This is a genomic window from Cellulophaga baltica (assembly GCF_900102165.1).
GTDB classification, from domain to species: Bacteria; Bacteroidota; Bacteroidia; order Flavobacteriales; family Flavobacteriaceae; genus Cellulophaga; species Cellulophaga baltica.
On the sequence record NZ_FNBD01000006.1, the window covers coordinates 239928 to 256192 of the forward strand.

The following is a 16265-nucleotide window of genomic DNA, read 5'->3' on the forward strand; positions in this document are numbered from 1 at the left end:
GTCTTTTTACGCCTGTTATTTGTATGTAAAAAGCTTAGCTATGGTTTTGCTAATTTCCTCTAGTTTTTCCAAGGGCTCCATTAAACTAGGGTTGGTCACAGTAATCTTTTGCGTTGTATTTAGGGAAGATTGCATGGGATAAATTAAAATACAACTTGTCTTTTTAAAATACGTATTCAAATAAGTCGGAATTTTACTCATATTTCTATGGTAAGAAAGTTGTTCTTTTCTGCTTAAAACAATAATTATGTTGTCGTCTTTAAAAAAAGTTTTAGCTATAATCAAAAAATTATCCCAATCATTTAACGTTTCAAATGAACATTCAATAGGATATTGTTTTTTAATATCTTTTATAAATTTTAAAGTGTTTTCATTGCCATAAAAAAGGAGTTTAGCGCTGGTATTTCTTGCGATGTTCCACACTTTTAGTAACCAAAAAGGAAAACCTATTTCTTTTTCCGCATTTTCAGGTACAATAACGATATGTCTTTTTATAGTCCCGAGAGGTTGAACAGGTTTATAAATTAAGGTGGTGGTTCTACTTTTAGTTAAAATACCTTCTGTAGGTTTCCTAAAAATGAATCTGAAATACCTTTATGAACATGGAGCCCTAGAATTAAATCAGTTATGGCGTGTTCTTTTGTAACGCTAGTGATTCCATTTATTAAATTGATATCTTAACGCAATAGTTCATGTAAGTTGGTGTCTGTAGCGGCTGCAGCTATGGCTGCCTTACTTAGTATTGTTTTTGCTAGTTTATCTGCAGAACCATTAGTCTTAGTATTATCAACAATACTCAGCGCATACAAGCCATCTTTGTTACTTTTGGATTTGATAGTGATTCCTAAATTAATGAGTTCATCAGTAGTATCCATATTACTGATAGGAATTAATATTCGTTCTGGATGGTCAGTTTCTTCAGGCAAAGCATCCGTATGTTCTGAGAGTGCAATATTTTGAGCTCCTTTTTGAGCTACAAAAGAAGCGATAGTACATGTAAACAGAATCATAAGTATTGTGCCATTCAGAATAGTTTCGTTTAATAAACGTATCGGCTCACCAGATGGTGTTTTCCCAAGAATTATAGAATATCCGACCAAAACCGCAGCTAATGTTGCTGCTGCTTGAGCATTACTTAATCCAAAAATCAATCTACGTTCATCTAAAGAAAAACCATAAATTTTTTGTGTACACCATGCTGCAATAAATTTTGCAAGCGTTGCAATAAAAATCATAATTGCCGCAACTTTAATTGTTTCAAAATCTTTAAAAAACACCCGGAAATCTATAAGCATTCCCACGCCAATTAAGAAAAAAGGAATAAAAATAGCATTTCCCACAAATTCTATCCTATTCATTAAAGGTGAGATGTGAGGAATAAGTCTGTTTAAGGCTAAACCAGTTAAAAAAGCGCCTATAATAGGTTCTATTCCCGCCAGCTCTGCAAGACCAGCCCCTAAAAAAACCATTACTAAAACAAAAATATATTGAGAAACATTATCATCAAATTTTTTAAAAAACCATCTTCCAATAATAGGGAACAGGAATAGCACAATGAAACCAAAAATTAGTATGGATACTGATAATCGAATCCAAAATTGCGCATTTACCTCTCCTGTTGTCATTCCAACAATGACTGCTAAAACCAATAAAGCCAGGGTATCAGTAATCATTGTTCCCCCCACGGTTATGTTTACGGCTCTATTTTTGGCAACACCAAGTTTGCTTATTAAGGGGTAAGCAATTAGGGTATGAGATGCAAACATACTGGCCAGTAAAACTGCTGTTTGCGTAGAGAAATCTAGAATGTAAATCCCACATATGGTACCTAATGTCATAGGAATACTGAAAGTAAGTAAACCAAAAACAATACTTTTTTTGCTGTTTTTTTTAAAGTCAACTAAGTCTATTTCCAATCCTGCAAGAAACATGATGTAAAGTAATCCGGCTGTTCCAGATAGTATAATTCCACTATCTCGTTCTATTAAATTAACACCATTAGGTCCAACTATAGCACCCGCAATTATTAGCCCAAGAAGGTGTGGTATTTTAATTTTGTTTAGGATTATTGGAGTAAACAAAATAATCACCAATATTAAAAGAAATTTTAAAACAGGATCTGTTAATGGCAGCGATGTTTCAAATATGCTAACTACTATCATAGTTTAATTTATGAAATGAAATATTTATTGTTCACTCAATATTTGAGTCATAAACGTGGGGAGCGTTTAAAAACGTTCTATTTTTTATTTGAATGCATTAAAAACAAACATCATTCAAATAATTTTTCTCTTTCTAAATTAAGATAGTTTGGTACTATAAATATAGATGAAACTATGAATTGTAAGCTAAATAAATATTGAAAGCAATCATTTATACGGGTTGTTTAGTATTGCTTAATTTTTCTTAAAAGAAATGTATTTTTAGATGGTATAATCTACTCTTTTTGCATTAATTTAATCATTAAGGCTAGTATTGTCTTAATGACACGCGCTAGTTGAATGAACATATTTTATAAAGTATTCATCAGTCCTTTCTCAAGTCAAACGCTATTTGTTGTATGCACATGATCAACTAAATTAGAAATTTACTTCGTACTTATTTTTTATAAAATGCCAGGTTACAGATAACGAAAAAAGATAGGAACTGAAGAAGGTCTTTAAATGCAATCCGAAATTAATAAGGTTAAACCTTTTTTAAAAATAAGAGTCCTACCAATAGCTAATCATTAAAATATATAAAAATGAAAAAAATAATTACAGTGATCGTATTATTCATTGGTATGAATGCAATTGCACAAAGAAGCGAAAAAAAAGTCATTGATCCTGAAACGTTTGCTCAAAAAAACACAGAAAGATCAACTAAAGAATTAGGCTTAAATGAAGATCAGCAAGCTAAAGTTTATGATATGAATCTTAGAAATGCTCAAGAGCGCACATCTAAAATGGAAGAGCGTAAAAGTGGCGAAAGAAAAAAACCGACCGAAGAAGAACGTGAAGCAAGAAAAGCTGAAATGGAAGCTCAATTAAATGCTCATAAAGAAGAAATGAGAGGCATTCTAAATACAGAGCAGTTTCAAAAATGGGAAACCATGCAAGAAAAAAGAGGTAAAAACAAAAAAGGAGCTAAAAAAATGAAGTCGTAAACAAGATCCATAATTTTGAGTAAACAAAAATTTCAGTGGGTTTAACTTTTCTATAGTTGGACCCGTTTTTTATATCTAGTTAAAACGGATTAAGTATCAACTTCCAAGTAGTATTCGAACCGTCCATTTTTTTGTGTGCTTCATTCATGCTAGATATCCTGATTTTTATGAGCATCATCTATTGGGAATTCCATTGTGTTGTTTGTGCCTTCCTTATCTCACCATTATATTTTCAATGAGGGTAGTGCTGAACATACCATACCGTTTCTGATTTCTAGGGGGAAGTCGAGCAGTTTATTTCCAAAACAAATTCTACACAGACTAGAATCACGTAATTTTTATTAATTTTTAAAATGGATATTGAATTCCTGGAATGATCCATAGTAATAAAATTGCTTAGATGACATCGGTTATCTCATGTGTACGAAATGAAGCTTAGCTTTGGAGTATACTTAAAATCATTCCAAAATGAAAAGAATATTAATTCCAACAGATTTTTCACATAATGCCAATAACGCAATAAATTACGCCATTGAGCTCTACAAAAGAGAATCTTGTGAATTCTTTATTTTGCATTCGTACTATCTAACTGGATATTCATAAAACAATCTTTTAAGTCCTGAACCTACCGACAAAAAGTTAAATGAGGTAAAAGAGCTTGCAGAAAAAAGCATGGAAAAGTTAAAGAAGCACGAACGCTTTAATAATGCGAACAATAAACACACGTTTCATTTTCTGAATGAATTTGGATCTTTTAATGATGTACTCAAAAAAGTTGTTGAAAAAGAAGATATAGAGTTGATACTTATTGGATCGGAAGGGGGAAAAGAGGACAAAAAATTAATTCAAGGTAGTAATGCCGTAAATACGATGGAGAAGGTTAGAAACTGTCCGGTGTTTGAAATTCCTGATAAGGTTATTATTAAAAATCCAAACGAGATTGTGTTTCCTACCAGTTTTAAAACGCATTACAAGGAAAAGGAATTAGCAACTTTAATTGAAATTTCTAAAATAACCAATGCTCCCATCCGAATTTTGTATATTCAAAAGGATAAAGAATTCAGTAAAAAACAATCGGAAAATAAAGCGTTGCTGAATCAGATTTTAGGTGCTACTAGTTTTTCGCACCATGTATTATATAGTTCAGACATACAAGAAGGTGTGCGTTGTTTTTTCCAAAGTCGCGAAAGCGAGATGATAGCTTTTATAAACAAGAAGCATAATTTTTTTGGTAGTATTTTCTCAAACCCAATGGTGAAAGAATTAGGCAATAACCCTAACATTCCTGTATTGGCTTTACATGATTTAAGAAACTAAAAAAATAGTAGTACACATTACTTAAAACATATGACAAGAGTGCTAAATCTTAAATTTATAAAATAAAATTTTCATTAAAGTATCGAGAGACTGCTATACCATCTATATAATGGCTTTACCTCTTCTCAAGAATGAAATTATTTTAGTAGACTTAGAAAGGTTACTCCTGTTATATGCCTTATTAAAAGCCACAGCTACTAAAAAGTAGTCTGTTAAGCGCTATTACCAATAATAGTCTACAAATTTTAGCTCTAAATTTTATCTATTTATAATCTCATTATATTTTTAGAATGCTCATGAATTCATTCTATTTCTTCTTTTTTGCTTCTACCAATTCCAATTGGTTTATACTTACGTTTGTGGTGAACATACCATAATTAACCACCGCCTTATTTTTCTCTAATTTATCAATACTACCCACCGCTTTTCCATCTATCATTCGCACACGGTCTCCAAGCCTAAAAATAGGTTTAGGCTTATTCTTTTCTACAACAGCCTTTATCTTTTTCTCTTTCTTTTTTTCTTCCCTAATGACTTCAACTTTCTGAATCACCTCTTTTTCAACTTCAACCTTCTTCGCTTTTTCTATTTTTACTTGTTGCGAAGATTTCTTTTTACGCTTGCTATTTTCTGTTTCTACAATCCGAAGCAATTCTGAAACAAGAGGTCTTTTCTTTTTATCTTGAAAATATTTCAATGCCGCATCATTCAATTTATTTCCTAAATAAATCATTCGCTGGCTAGAATCATACAACTCTTGGTAATTTTCTAATTTAGATTTCACTTTCGTATTCAGTTCCTCGAATCGTTGTGCTTCACTACGCGCTTTTGTTTCTTCCTCTCTAAGCTTTGTTCCGGTTTTAACCATAGAACTACGCTCTTTTTGTAATTTGGCTATCGTGGCATCAAAACGCACTTTACCACTCTCAATTTTTTTCTTAGCACGGTTTATTAGACTATATGGAATTCCGTTTTTCTGCGCTACTTCAAATGTAAACGAACTTCCTGCTTGCCCTAAAACCAGTTGATACGTAGGTTCTAAGGTTTTTGAATCAAACAACATATTGGCATTGGTTGCATGGGGCAATTCATTAGCCAACAACTTTAAGTTGGAGTAGTGCGTAGTAATCACACCATAAGAACCACGTTCATAAAATACTTCTAAAAAAATCTCCGCTAGTGCTCCTCCTAGTTCCGGATCACTACCTGTACCAAATTCATCAATTAAGAACAAGGTTTTATCATCACACTTACGTAAGAAGTAGTTCATGTTCTTAAGTCGGTAACTGTACGTACTTAGATGATTTTCAATAGATTGATTATCTCCAATGTCTGTTAATATCCTACTAAACAAACACACTTTACTACGCTCATGCACTGGGATTAATAAGCCACTCTGCAACATCACCTGTAGAATTCCTAAGGTTTTTAGGGTGATACTTTTTCCTCCTGCATTAGGACCAGAAATAACAATAATTCTATTTTCATCATGCAAACCTATCGTCTGAGGATACGTCTTTTCTTTCTTGCGTTTATTAGTTAAGTAGAGCAGTGGGTGATAGGCATCCCTTAAATATAATTCATTATTCTCACTAAACTCTGGCAATACAGCATCCATTTCCATAGCGTATTTCGCCTTTGCAGCGGTAATATCTATGTGGGCTAAAAAGTCTTGATATATAGATAATTCAGGAATAAAAGGAGTGATATGCGCGGTTAGCACCCTAAGAATTCTTTGAATCTCTTCACGCTCTTCAAATTCTAAATTATTTAATTGACGACTAAATTGTAACGCTGCTTCTGGTTCTATATAAACGATACTTCCGGTTTTAGAAGTACCCATAACAGCACCTTTCACCTTTTTACGGTTCATGGCTTTTACCGCTAAAACACGACGGTTATCTACAACAGATTCTCTAATCTCATCTAAAAAATCTGAAGCTTGGTACATGGTCAGCGCCCGAGAAAAACTCTGATTAATCTTCCCTTTCAAGCCATTAATTTCCGATCTAATAATCCGTAAATTATCTGAGGCATTATCTTTAATTTCCCCAAACCTATCTATGACAGCATCTATTTGCGTTGGAATCTCTATATTTAGTTCAACATCTTCGGATGCTTGAAAAAGTAAAGGGTAGTACTCTTTAAATTTCTTTAAAAACTTCTTCAGCGTATTTACGGTACTACAGATATTACCAATTTTTCTAAAACCAGAAATCTCTATCGTTGCGTTTTCAATTTTTAATAGTTTTAACTCTTGATTAATCGCATCAAAACCATGATTGGGAATCCGGTTATCATTGGAAAAAGAAGAAACATATTCAGAAGTTTGTCCTAAATGTATTACAATCAATTCTTTTGATCTCAGCGGAACTATTTGCAAGGCATTTTCTTTACCCTGCTCTGTATTACAACGTGCTGCAATATGGTTTAGAACTGTATAAAATTCTAAATCTTTTAATGTCTTATCGTTTATCTTATTCATTCTTTTTCAAAGATACATTGAAAAAAATATTTCACTATAAATTACAAAATTAATTCACTTTTTGTCTAAGGATTGAGATACTTCATAGTACCCCAATAAGGCAATAAAAATTAGCTTTTGGAGTTTAATATACATTAGTTCTGATACATTTTTGTATCCACTTTAAACAGATTACTAATCCTATGAAAAATCAAATCAAACCCTTTATTTATTTAAGCATAGCACTGTTTATTTCTGCATGTGCCTCTACCAATAAAATGACTATGGGAGTAACGACACCAGCAAAAGTGCATCTTTCTTCTGCGGTTAAAACCATAGGGATTATTAATAGGAGTGAGCCCTCTAAAGGGAATAAAGGCTTAGACAAAATAGATCAAATACTATCTGCAGAGGGTCTAAATTTAGACCAAAAAGGGGCCGAAGCAGCTATAAGTGCGTTTGCATCAGAATTGGAAATGATTAAAAGTCTAGATGAAATTAAAATTCTAGAAAACATAGAAGAAGTTAAAAGCGGATTGGGTGTTTTACCTGCAACACTCTCTTGGGAAACGATAGATAAATTATGTGACACATATAATGTTGATGTTATTTTTTCTCTAGCTTTTTATGATACAGATACAAAATCATCCTTTAAAGTAACTACAATGCCTTTAGAGAACAATTTAGGCGTTAAAGTAAACGTACCTGCACAGGAAGTAACCTTAAACACGTTGGTTAACTGTGGATGGCGCGTATATGATCCTAGTAAGAAATTAATTATTGATGAGAAAAATTACACCGAAGAGATGATTTTTCACGGTCAAGGTATTAATCCTATAAAGGCAGTGGAAGCAGTAAAACAACGTAATGAAACGATCCAAGAGTATAGCAGAAATGTTGGTATTGCTTACGCACAACGTTTAATTCCGAATAAAGTGAGAATCTCTAGAGATTACTATATGTCTGGAACTGATAATTTTAAGGTAGCGCACCGGAGAGCACTGACAGGTGATTGGGATGGTGCCGCAGAACTTTGGAAACAAGAAACTACAAATCCGGACTTAAAAATTCAGGGAAGAGCCAATTATAATATGGCTATTAGTAGTGAAATAGATGGCGATTTAGATCTTGCTATTCAATATGCCTCAAAAGCCTATACTGACTCCAAGGATAAATTAGCATTAGATTACGTAAATGTTCTTAAGTATAGAGTACAACAAAATAATGTGTTGGACCAACAGCGCTCTAATTAAAGTAGAAGTGTATATTTTGTTACTTTTGATTTCAAAACAATCTAAAGTATGACTTGGAATATTCACAAAAGTTGGAAGACGCAATTAGAAGAAGAGTTTAGTGCGCCCTATTTTAAAACACTAACCACTTTTGTAACAAAAGAATATAACGAACAGAAAGTCTACCCAAAACAGGAAGACATTTTTGCAGCCTTTAATCATTGTACTTTTCAAGATACTCGAGTGGTTATTATTGGTCAAGACCCATATCACGGGCCAAACCAAGCCAATGGCTTGTGTTTTTCTGTGCAGGATGGTGTGGCACACCCGCCCTCCTTAGTGAATATTTTTAAAGAATTGGGTACTGACCTTCAGAAGCCATATCCCAAATCTGGAAATTTAGAATCTTGGGCAAAACAAGGCATCTTACTTCTGAATGCTACCCTAACTGTTAGAGCCCATGAAGCAGGAAGTCATCAAAAAAAAGGTTGGGAAGTATTTACCGATGCTGTCATCAAAAAAATTAGTGAAGAAAAAGCTGATGTAATTTTTTTACTTTGGGGTGGTTTTGCTAAAAAGAAAGCAAAATTGATAGACAAAAGTAAACATCATATTCTTACCAGTGGTCATCCATCTCCTTTAAGTGCTAACAGAGGCTACTGGTTTGGGAACAAATGCTTTAGTACAACCAATGACATTTTAATGCAACTAAGAAAAGATCCAATTAATTGGTAGTAGAACCTAAAAGCTGTAAGAATCCCTGTAAAATAAAAAAAACGCAAATATCATATTATTTGGTTAAGGAGTTATTTATAATTAAATTGGTATAAGTCAAGGAGTTAATTTTTTAATTCCTGACATTTTGAGGGTTAATTATTAAGAATCTTTAAAAATTAAGGAACTGTTCATTATTTTTCCCATTTAAAAATAAATTCTCAATATTTTTGACCCAACCAAAAAACACAAACCAAAATGAACTTAAAATCTATTTTACTTGTAGACGATGATGAATCTACAAATTTTATAAATAGCGTATTTATAAAAAAACTCGACATCGATGTAGATGTCTACAAAGCTTTAAATGGAGAAGAAGCCTTAGAAATTTTGGAAGAAAGTTCTGACGACTCTGACTTTTTCCCTTGTTTAATTACTTTAGACATTAATATGCCTGTTATGAACGGTTGGGCCTTTTTAGAGCGCTACAAAAAATTATCACCCAGCATTAAGAACAATTGTATCGTTGTCATGACTACTGTCAGCGAAGATGATAAGGATTTAATTAGAGCTACAGATAATGAAGATGTAAAAGAATATTTTCAAAAACCAATGTCTGACGAGAAATTTAGTTCTTTACTAAACAAATACTTTATTCTGTAAATACCGTTCTAGTGCTACACAAGTATTGCTTCTGGTGCTAATTTTTTATCAATAAGATTTAAGGTAAACAAAGTGTCTTGAACTTTCTGAAGTGTTGAAACCTTTAGCGGTTTCTGACTCCATTTTGTGATGGCCAGCCATTCTTTGATGTCTTCTAGTTTTTGACCGTAGGCATTTGCTAGTGTTTTATCTATACTTGGTATATTTTTGAATTCTTCAGTGTATAGGTTTATAACTTCAGTAATATGATGTACTAATGACGGATGTTCCTTTAGAAATTTGTCACTGGCGGCTATAACAAAACAAGGCCAGGGCGTAGGGCAATCTGCAACGCGTCTAAATATGCCGCGATCTACCACGGGTTTGGTCGTAAACCTTTCCCACATAAAATAATCTGCGGTGTTGGCTGTTAGTGCCGTTATAGCGCCATCTAAATTATTTATCACCTCAAACTTTAAGTCTTTAGTACTCCACCCTTGATTATCGGCATTTACATAGGCCATTAGATGGCTTCCGCTACCAAATCTACTTATGGCAGCCGTACTATCTTTTAAATCGGCTATGGTCTTATAATTACTTATGGCTGCTACATGAATTCCCCAAAGTAGGGGTGTAGCAATAAATTCCTGAACTATTTTAACGGGATTGCCAGCAGATATACTTTTAACAATACCTTCTGTAAGAATTATGGCTAAATCGGTCTCATCATTTTCTAACATTTGACACATTTTACCTGTACCTTCAGGAATATCTGTCCAACTTAAATCAATACCTCTTTCTTTAAAGGCATTTTCTTCAATAGCCATATGCCATGGCAGGTTAAAATGTTCTGGAACACCAATAATTCTAACTTTCTTCATCTACTCTGTCAATTTTTTTAACGCGTATTCAATTAATTTTTCAGTAGCTTCGGTAGGGTTTGTTAAGAATTCTCCCGTACTTCTATTGGCTAAAATACAATTTAATGATACAGCTCTATGTCCTAACAACTTAGCCAAACCATAAATTCCAGAGGTTTCCATTTCTAGATTGGTAATTTTTAGCCCGTTATAATCAAAGGATGCTAATTTATCATTTAAACTAGGGTCTTCAGTTTTCAAACGAAGTACTCGTCCTTGAGGACCATAAAAACCAACATTAGTCGCTGTAAATCCTTTATGCATTGTCTCGGACATAAAAGTAGCTGCAAGATCTTGATCACAGGAAACTACATAAGGTGTAGATTTATCTTTAGACCATGTTGTATGTTTTATAAAACTGTTTTGCACCTCTTCATTCAATACATGTTTTGCATCATAAAAACGCAATAAACTATCAAATCCAATAGCGTGCTCACTAAGTAAAAAATCGCCCACATTTATATGAGGCTGTATGGCACCAGTAGTACCAATACGTATAATATCTAATTGCTTTTTTTCTGAGTTGATTTTCCTTGTTTCAAAATTAATATTCACCAAGGCATCTAATTCATTAAGAACGATATCAATATTATCTGTTCCTATTCCTGTAGAAATAACAGAAATACGCTTTCCATTTAAGGTTCCTGTATGGGTATGAAATTCTCGCTTTCCTTTTTTAACTTCTACCGTATCAAAATACTTAGAAACCTCGCCAACGCGGTCTGGGTCTCCTACGGTAATAATAGTATCTGCGATGTCTTCTGGTAATATATTAAGATGATAAATGCTATTATCGGCATTTAACACTAGCTCTGATGGCTTTAATTGCATGCTATAATTTTAAAATTCTGTTCGTATCGGTATTGTAAAGGAAATCATACTTTAAAGCTCCTCCTAAATAATAGTCGTTCTCCTGGATACAGGAATAATAACTGGTATCACCTTGTAATATAAGTTTTCCTTTTTGCGTTAATCGAACTGGATTGAAAGAAGAAAACAAGGGTTTTAAGCGTCCTAATGCCCGTTGAAATTGTGTGTCACCAAAACCTAAAATTCCTTGATTTTTAAGAAGAATCTCCATAAAATCAGTTTTATTAGCGGCCTTTGATTCTGCTGCTAATTGTAAAATTCTAGACTCCATTTCATTTAATCCATTTTTTACGGAAGGGAAACGGTGTAAATGCGCCTGAATACTTTCTCCTAAATATTTAAATTGATAATTTTCAAAATCGGTAAGATTTTCTAATCGAATAGGATTATCGCTGCAATACAATTGCCATACATAATCTGCATATTCTATATCATCAAGGGTAAGTGTAATCTTGTTTTTATAAAGCTTCTTAAGCTTTGCATCACTTAAATCATTTAAGCCATACTTTACATCAGATTTGTCTTCTTTGCCACTACACACTAATGATATTTGTGCGTATTTGCGATGTGTTTTAAGCCAGCTAATAACCGCTAACATATTTATTTGGCAGAATAAATCGTACTCAAACCACAAGACAATTTCATCTTGTTTCTTATGATTACAAAGTGATCTGTATTCCTTTAAGGTTTTTTCTATAAAAATTGATTTTGAAACCCTATAGTTTTTATTCAAAAATTCAAAGCGGGTTTTCCAAAAATTCTCGCTACCCACATTACTTTCTGTTTTGCCTTCACACAGCATTTCGCGCCAGGTGATAATTGCTCCTGGAACGTTAAGTGTTTTTAGCTTGTTGGTAAATGTATCGCCGTTTGTTATATGTAGTAGGGAGCTCATTTGGAGGGTATTTAAAAATTAAGGGATATAAATGTACTATTAAATGTAAAAAAAGAAAAGAGAATTAACAGTTATCAGCCGCCAACGCGTTTTACCTTAAATCCTTTTTCTTTTAATAAGGCCATAATCTTATCTCTGTAATCGCCTTGAATAATGATAGCACCATCTTTGAAGCTACCACCAACACTTAGTTTTGTTTTTAATTCTTTAGCCAATTTTTTAAAATCTTCGTCGGCTCCAGTATACCCTTCAAGAATGGTCGTAGGCTTTCCTTTTCTTTTTTCGTATTTGCAAATAATAGGATCATCCTGCATCCAAATTTTTTCTCCGACAACTTTCTCCGGAGTAACTTTCTCTTCTTGATGCTCTGGAAAAAAGTTTTTTAGTTGATCTTTTAAGTCCATTTAAAAGGTATTAAAATAAGTTATTCAAAAAAACGCCTGTGATAATTAATTTGTCCCAAATGATAGGACAGATGCAGGGCTAAATGTGTCAGGTAAAAATCTACCGTAGTTACTTCTGTTTTAGAAGGCACAATAGGGCTATCATTCTTTAGATCTGCCTCATTTATAGTTTCTAACGATTTTTCTACGGTTAAAATTGTGGCATCAATCTGTTTTAATAAAACAGATCGATGCACATTCTTTAAAGAAAACTCAGCTTCTCTATCTCTTTTGTAATCTGTTTTGCCAAATGGCACGCCAATCAGCGCATTTAAGTTCCCTACAAGGTGTAAACATAAATTTCCGGCCGAATTGGTGATTGCGTGATCTACTTTCCATAAGGAGGCTTCCTCTTTATAGCTTTCAATCTCCCATTTAAGTCTTAATAAATCGCGCTTAAATAGCGCCTTTAATGTTTCTAAAGACATAAATGTCTACTTTTTTATCAGACCTAATTCTATCAAGCGTTCATGTAAAAAATCGCCCGCAGTAATATCTTCATACAATTTAGGATTTTCCTCATCAATACAATTCTCTAGACAATTTAATGACATTTCACTAACTGGATGCATAAAGAAAGGTACAGAATAACGAGAAGTTCCCCATAATTCTTTTGGAGGGTTTACCACTTGATGAATCGTAGATTTTAATTTGTTATTGGTTAGACGTGATAACATATCGCCCACATTAATCATTAATTCATCGGGTTTAGCAATAGCATCTACCCATTCGTCATTATGATTTTTTACTTGTAATCCTTTGCCATGTGCCCCCATTAATAACGTGATAAGGTTAATATCACCATGCGCAGCTGCTCTTACCGCATTTTTAGGTTCAGAGGTAATTGGTGGGTAATGAATTGGTCTTAAAATAGAGTTACCATTTTTAATATAGTTATCAAAGTAAGTCTCTTCTAAATTTAAATGCAAGGCCAATGCACGTAACACATACTTAGCGGTTTTCTCAAGCATTTTAAAGGTTTCTTCACCTACTTCATTAAATGTAGAAAGCTCCTTGACCATGACATTTGCAGGGTACTCTTTTTCCAATTCAGGATTGTCTTCTACATATTGACCAAAATGCCAAAACTCTTTTAAATCGCCTTCTTTCTTTCCTTTTGCATGTTCTTTCCCAAAAGAAGTATAGCCTCTTTGTCCGCCAATACCTTCTATTTCATAAGAATCTTTTACCTCTTGTGGAAGTTTAAAAAAGTTTTTAATCTCTTCGTATAAATCATCTACTAATTTATCAGACAAAAAATGTCCGCGCAATGCTACGAAACCTATATTTTCAAAAGCACTTCCTATTTCTTTTATAAATTTTTCTTTTCTCTTTGGATCTCCAGATACAAAATCTTGCAAATCTACACTTGGAACAACACTCATATGATAAAAATTAAGAATCAAATTTAGCTAAAAATAAGACAACTCTCAATTGTTAAGAATGTTTTTGTTCTGTGTCAATTTTGTTACATTTATAGAACGGCTCAAATCCGTAACAAAAGTTATGAAGTACACGGACTATTCCTTATCAGATCATACGAAAATTAAACTATACAAACAGCTCTTATTACCACGGCTGATTGAAGAAAAAATGCTGATTTTATTACGACAGGGAAAAATAACAAAATGGTTTAGTGGAATAGGACAGGAGGCCATTTCTGTTGGGGTAACAGCCGCTTTACATCCAGATGAATACCTATTACCTATGCATCGAAACTTAGGCGTATTCACCACCAGAGGCATCCCCTTGTCTAGATTGTTTTCTCAGTGGCAAGGAAAAGCAAACGGTTTTACTAAGGGTAGAGATCGAAGCTTTCATTTTGGATCTCAAGAACATAAAATTATTGGAATGATTTCACATCTAGGACCACAATTAGGAGTCGCAGATGGGATAGCGCTTGCCAATCTTTTAAAAAAGAACAAACAAGTTACTGCTGTTTTCACTGGAGAAGGAGCTACCAGTGAAGGAGATTTTCATGAAGCTTTAAACGTAGCATCGGTATGGAATCTTCCAGTTCTTTTTTGTATTGAAAACAATGGCTACGGATTATCAACCCCCACCAATGAACAATTTAACTGTAAAGATTTGGCAGATAAAGGTATTGGTTACGGTATGGAATCTCATTGTATTGATGGAAATAATATTTTAGAGGTTTATACTAGAGTGAACGCACTATGTTCAGACCTTAGGGAAAATCCTAGACCTGTATTACTAGAGTTTAAGACCTTTAGAATGCGCGGTCATGAAGAAGCTAGTGGTACAAAATATGTCCCTCAAGAATTATTAGATACTTGGGAAGCAAAAGATCCAATAACTAATTACGAGGCCTTTTTGCTAGCATCAAATACGCTAACGGCTGATGCCATTGCACTTCTTAAAGCAAAGATGCAACAAGAAATAGAGGACGAGTTGCAAATTTCTTATCAAGAAGAAGATTTACCCTTAGTTCCTGAAAAAGAGCTAGCAGATGTTTATGCGCCTTTTACCTACAAAGAAGAAGCGCCGAATTTAACTACAGAAAATATCCGTTTGGTTGATGCCATTTCTCAGAGTTTAAAACAAGCTATGGAAAAACATGGCAACTTGGTACTTATGGGACAAGATATTGCCGACTACGGCGGTGTGTTTAAAATCACAGAGGGCTTCGTTGCGCAATTTGGAAAAGAACGGGTTAGAAATACCCCAATTTGCGAATCGGCAATTATATCTGCCGCAATGGGCTTATCTATAAACGGCATGAAGGCTGTTGTAGAAATGCAATTTGCCGATTTTGTGAGTAGCGGCTTTAATCCTATCGTAAATTACCTATCAAAAACGCATTATCGATGGGCAGAAAAAGCAGATGTTGTTATTAGAATGCCTTGCGGAGCTGGAGTAGGAGCAGGACCTTTTCATTCACAAACAAATGAAGCTTGGTTTACGAAAACCCCGGGGTTAAAAGTAGTATACCCCGCATTTCCTTTTGATGCTAAAGGGTTGTTAGCTACGGCCATTAATGATCCTAATCCTGTACTTTTCTTTGAACACAAAGCACTTTACAGAAGCCTCTATCAAGAAGTACCTACAGCCTATTATACCTTACCCCTTGGAAAGGCCGCATTGCTTACAAAAGGAACAGCGATTACTATAGTGGCGTATGGTGCTGCCGTGCATTGGGCTTTAGAGGTTTTAGAAGAGCGACCAGAAATACATGCAGATCTTATTGACTTGCGTACCTTACAACCATTGGATACGGAAACCATTTATCATTCTGTAAAAAAAACAGGTAAGCTTATCATTTTGCAAGAAGATAGTTTGTTTGGAAGTCTTGCTAGTGAAATAGCTGCTTTGGTTATGGAAGAATGCTTTGAGTTTTTAGATGCTCCTGTGCAACGTGTAGCTAGTTTAGATACTCCCATTCCTTTTTCTAAAATATTAGAACACAATTATTTACCTAAAGATAGATTTTTAAAGGCTTTACTGGCGCTTTTAGCCTACTAGGTATTCGTGTTAAAAAATTATTCCATCGAATTAAAAAATTCTGCATAATAATACGAGCTTGCATACGTTTAACAATGATTTAACTTTGTTAAATGAATACTTTAATGCGTTTTGAACGTATATAATTATACCTAAATAAA

General features: G+C 33.8%; 16 protein-coding genes. 7 read left to right on the forward strand and 9 right to left on the reverse strand.

The window, feature by feature from the left end; genetic code table 11:
• Positions 1 to 15: 15 nt before the first annotated feature.
• Together BLQ19_RS21610 and BLQ19_RS12195 are read right to left on the reverse strand one after the other, a co-directional pair.
• Entirely contained in the window at positions 16 to 423 is a 408-nt protein-coding gene (locus tag BLQ19_RS21610) for a hypothetical protein (RefSeq protein WP_254788358.1), read from the reverse strand.
• A 254-nt stretch (positions 424 to 677) separates the two neighbouring features.
• A complete protein-coding gene (locus BLQ19_RS12195) occupies positions 678 to 2162 on the reverse strand; it encodes a cation:proton antiporter (protein ID WP_254788360.1) in 1485 nt (494 codons plus the stop codon).
• Between the two features lie 581 nt (positions 2163 to 2743).
• Between BLQ19_RS12195 and BLQ19_RS12200 the strand changes: the two genes are divergently transcribed.
• From BLQ19_RS12200 to BLQ19_RS12205, 3 genes are all read left to right on the forward strand, one after another.
• The gene (locus BLQ19_RS12200; RefSeq protein WP_074538529.1) at positions 2744 to 3145 is read left to right on the forward strand and encodes a DUF4890 domain-containing protein; all 402 of its coding nucleotides are present in this window, start codon (positions 2744 to 2746) and stop codon (positions 3143 to 3145) included.
• Positions 3146 to 3613: 468 nt separating this feature from the next.
• On the forward strand, positions 3614 to 3748 hold the full coding sequence (locus BLQ19_RS21615; protein ID WP_254788362.1) for a universal stress protein: 135 nt from the start codon (positions 3614 to 3616) through the stop codon (positions 3746 to 3748).
• Between the two features lie 69 nt (positions 3749 to 3817).
• Complete coding sequence (locus BLQ19_RS12205; RefSeq protein ID WP_254788364.1) at positions 3818 to 4462, forward strand: universal stress protein; 645 nt, start codon at positions 3818 to 3820, stop codon at positions 4460 to 4462.
• Between the two features lie 307 nt (positions 4463 to 4769).
• On the opposite strand, the gene BLQ19_RS12210 is transcribed toward BLQ19_RS12205, so the two are convergent.
• Positions 4770 to 6947, reverse strand: coding sequence for an endonuclease MutS2 (locus BLQ19_RS12210; RefSeq protein WP_034668829.1), 2178 nt, complete (start codon positions 6945 to 6947; stop codon positions 4770 to 4772).
• Between the two features lie 182 nt (positions 6948 to 7129).
• Between BLQ19_RS12210 and BLQ19_RS12215 the strand changes: the two genes are divergently transcribed.
• The 3 genes from BLQ19_RS12215 (at position 7130) to BLQ19_RS12225 (ending at position 9535) form a co-directional block, all read left to right on the forward strand.
• Positions 7130 to 8179 carry a DUF6340 family protein gene (locus BLQ19_RS12215; protein ID WP_074538530.1) on the forward strand — a complete coding sequence of 350 codons (1050 nt, stop codon included), beginning with the start codon at positions 7130 to 7132 and terminating at the stop codon, positions 8177 to 8179.
• Positions 8180 to 8227: 48 nt separating this feature from the next.
• Entirely contained in the window at positions 8228 to 8893 is a 666-nt protein-coding gene (locus BLQ19_RS12220) for a uracil-DNA glycosylase (RefSeq protein WP_074538531.1), read from the forward strand.
• Positions 8894 to 9130: 237 nt separating this feature from the next.
• Positions 9131 to 9535, forward strand: coding sequence for a response regulator (locus tag BLQ19_RS12225; protein WP_029446599.1), 405 nt, complete (start codon positions 9131 to 9133; stop codon positions 9533 to 9535).
• A gap of 14 nt (positions 9536 to 9549) precedes the next feature.
• Here the strand turns inward: BLQ19_RS12225 and BLQ19_RS12230 are convergent, their stop codons facing one another.
• From BLQ19_RS12230 to BLQ19_RS12255, 6 genes are all read right to left on the reverse strand, one after another.
• Positions 9550 to 10395, reverse strand: coding sequence for a substrate-binding domain-containing protein (locus tag BLQ19_RS12230; protein ID WP_074538532.1), 846 nt, complete (start codon positions 10393 to 10395; stop codon positions 9550 to 9552).
• The gene (locus tag BLQ19_RS12235; RefSeq protein WP_074538533.1) at positions 10396 to 11265 is read right to left on the reverse strand and encodes a nucleoside phosphorylase; all 870 of its coding nucleotides are present in this window, start codon (positions 11263 to 11265) and stop codon (positions 10396 to 10398) included.
• A gap of 1 nt (position 11266) precedes the next feature.
• The gene (locus BLQ19_RS12240) at positions 11267 to 12199 is read right to left on the reverse strand and encodes a DUF1835 domain-containing protein (RefSeq protein WP_074538534.1); all 933 of its coding nucleotides are present in this window, start codon (positions 12197 to 12199) and stop codon (positions 11267 to 11269) included.
• Between the two features lie 74 nt (positions 12200 to 12273).
• Positions 12274 to 12603, reverse strand: coding sequence for a translation initiation factor (locus BLQ19_RS12245; RefSeq protein ID WP_025615270.1), 330 nt, complete (start codon positions 12601 to 12603; stop codon positions 12274 to 12276).
• 20 nt (positions 12604 to 12623) lie between these two features.
• On the reverse strand, positions 12624 to 13070 hold the full coding sequence (locus BLQ19_RS12250; RefSeq protein WP_074538535.1) for a DUF1572 family protein: 447 nt from the start codon (positions 13068 to 13070) through the stop codon (positions 12624 to 12626).
• Between the two features lie 6 nt (positions 13071 to 13076).
• Positions 13077 to 14027 (reverse strand): isopenicillin N synthase family dioxygenase, encoded by a 951-nt coding sequence (locus tag BLQ19_RS12255; protein WP_029449352.1) that lies wholly within the window; start codon positions 14025 to 14027, stop codon positions 13077 to 13079.
• Positions 14028 to 14148: 121 nt separating this feature from the next.
• On the opposite strand from BLQ19_RS12255, the gene BLQ19_RS12260 reads away from it, so the two are divergent.
• On the forward strand, positions 14149 to 16125 hold the full coding sequence (locus BLQ19_RS12260; protein WP_074538536.1) for an alpha-ketoacid dehydrogenase subunit alpha/beta: 1977 nt from the start codon (positions 14149 to 14151) through the stop codon (positions 16123 to 16125).
• The last annotated feature ends 140 nt before the right edge of the window (positions 16126 to 16265 follow it).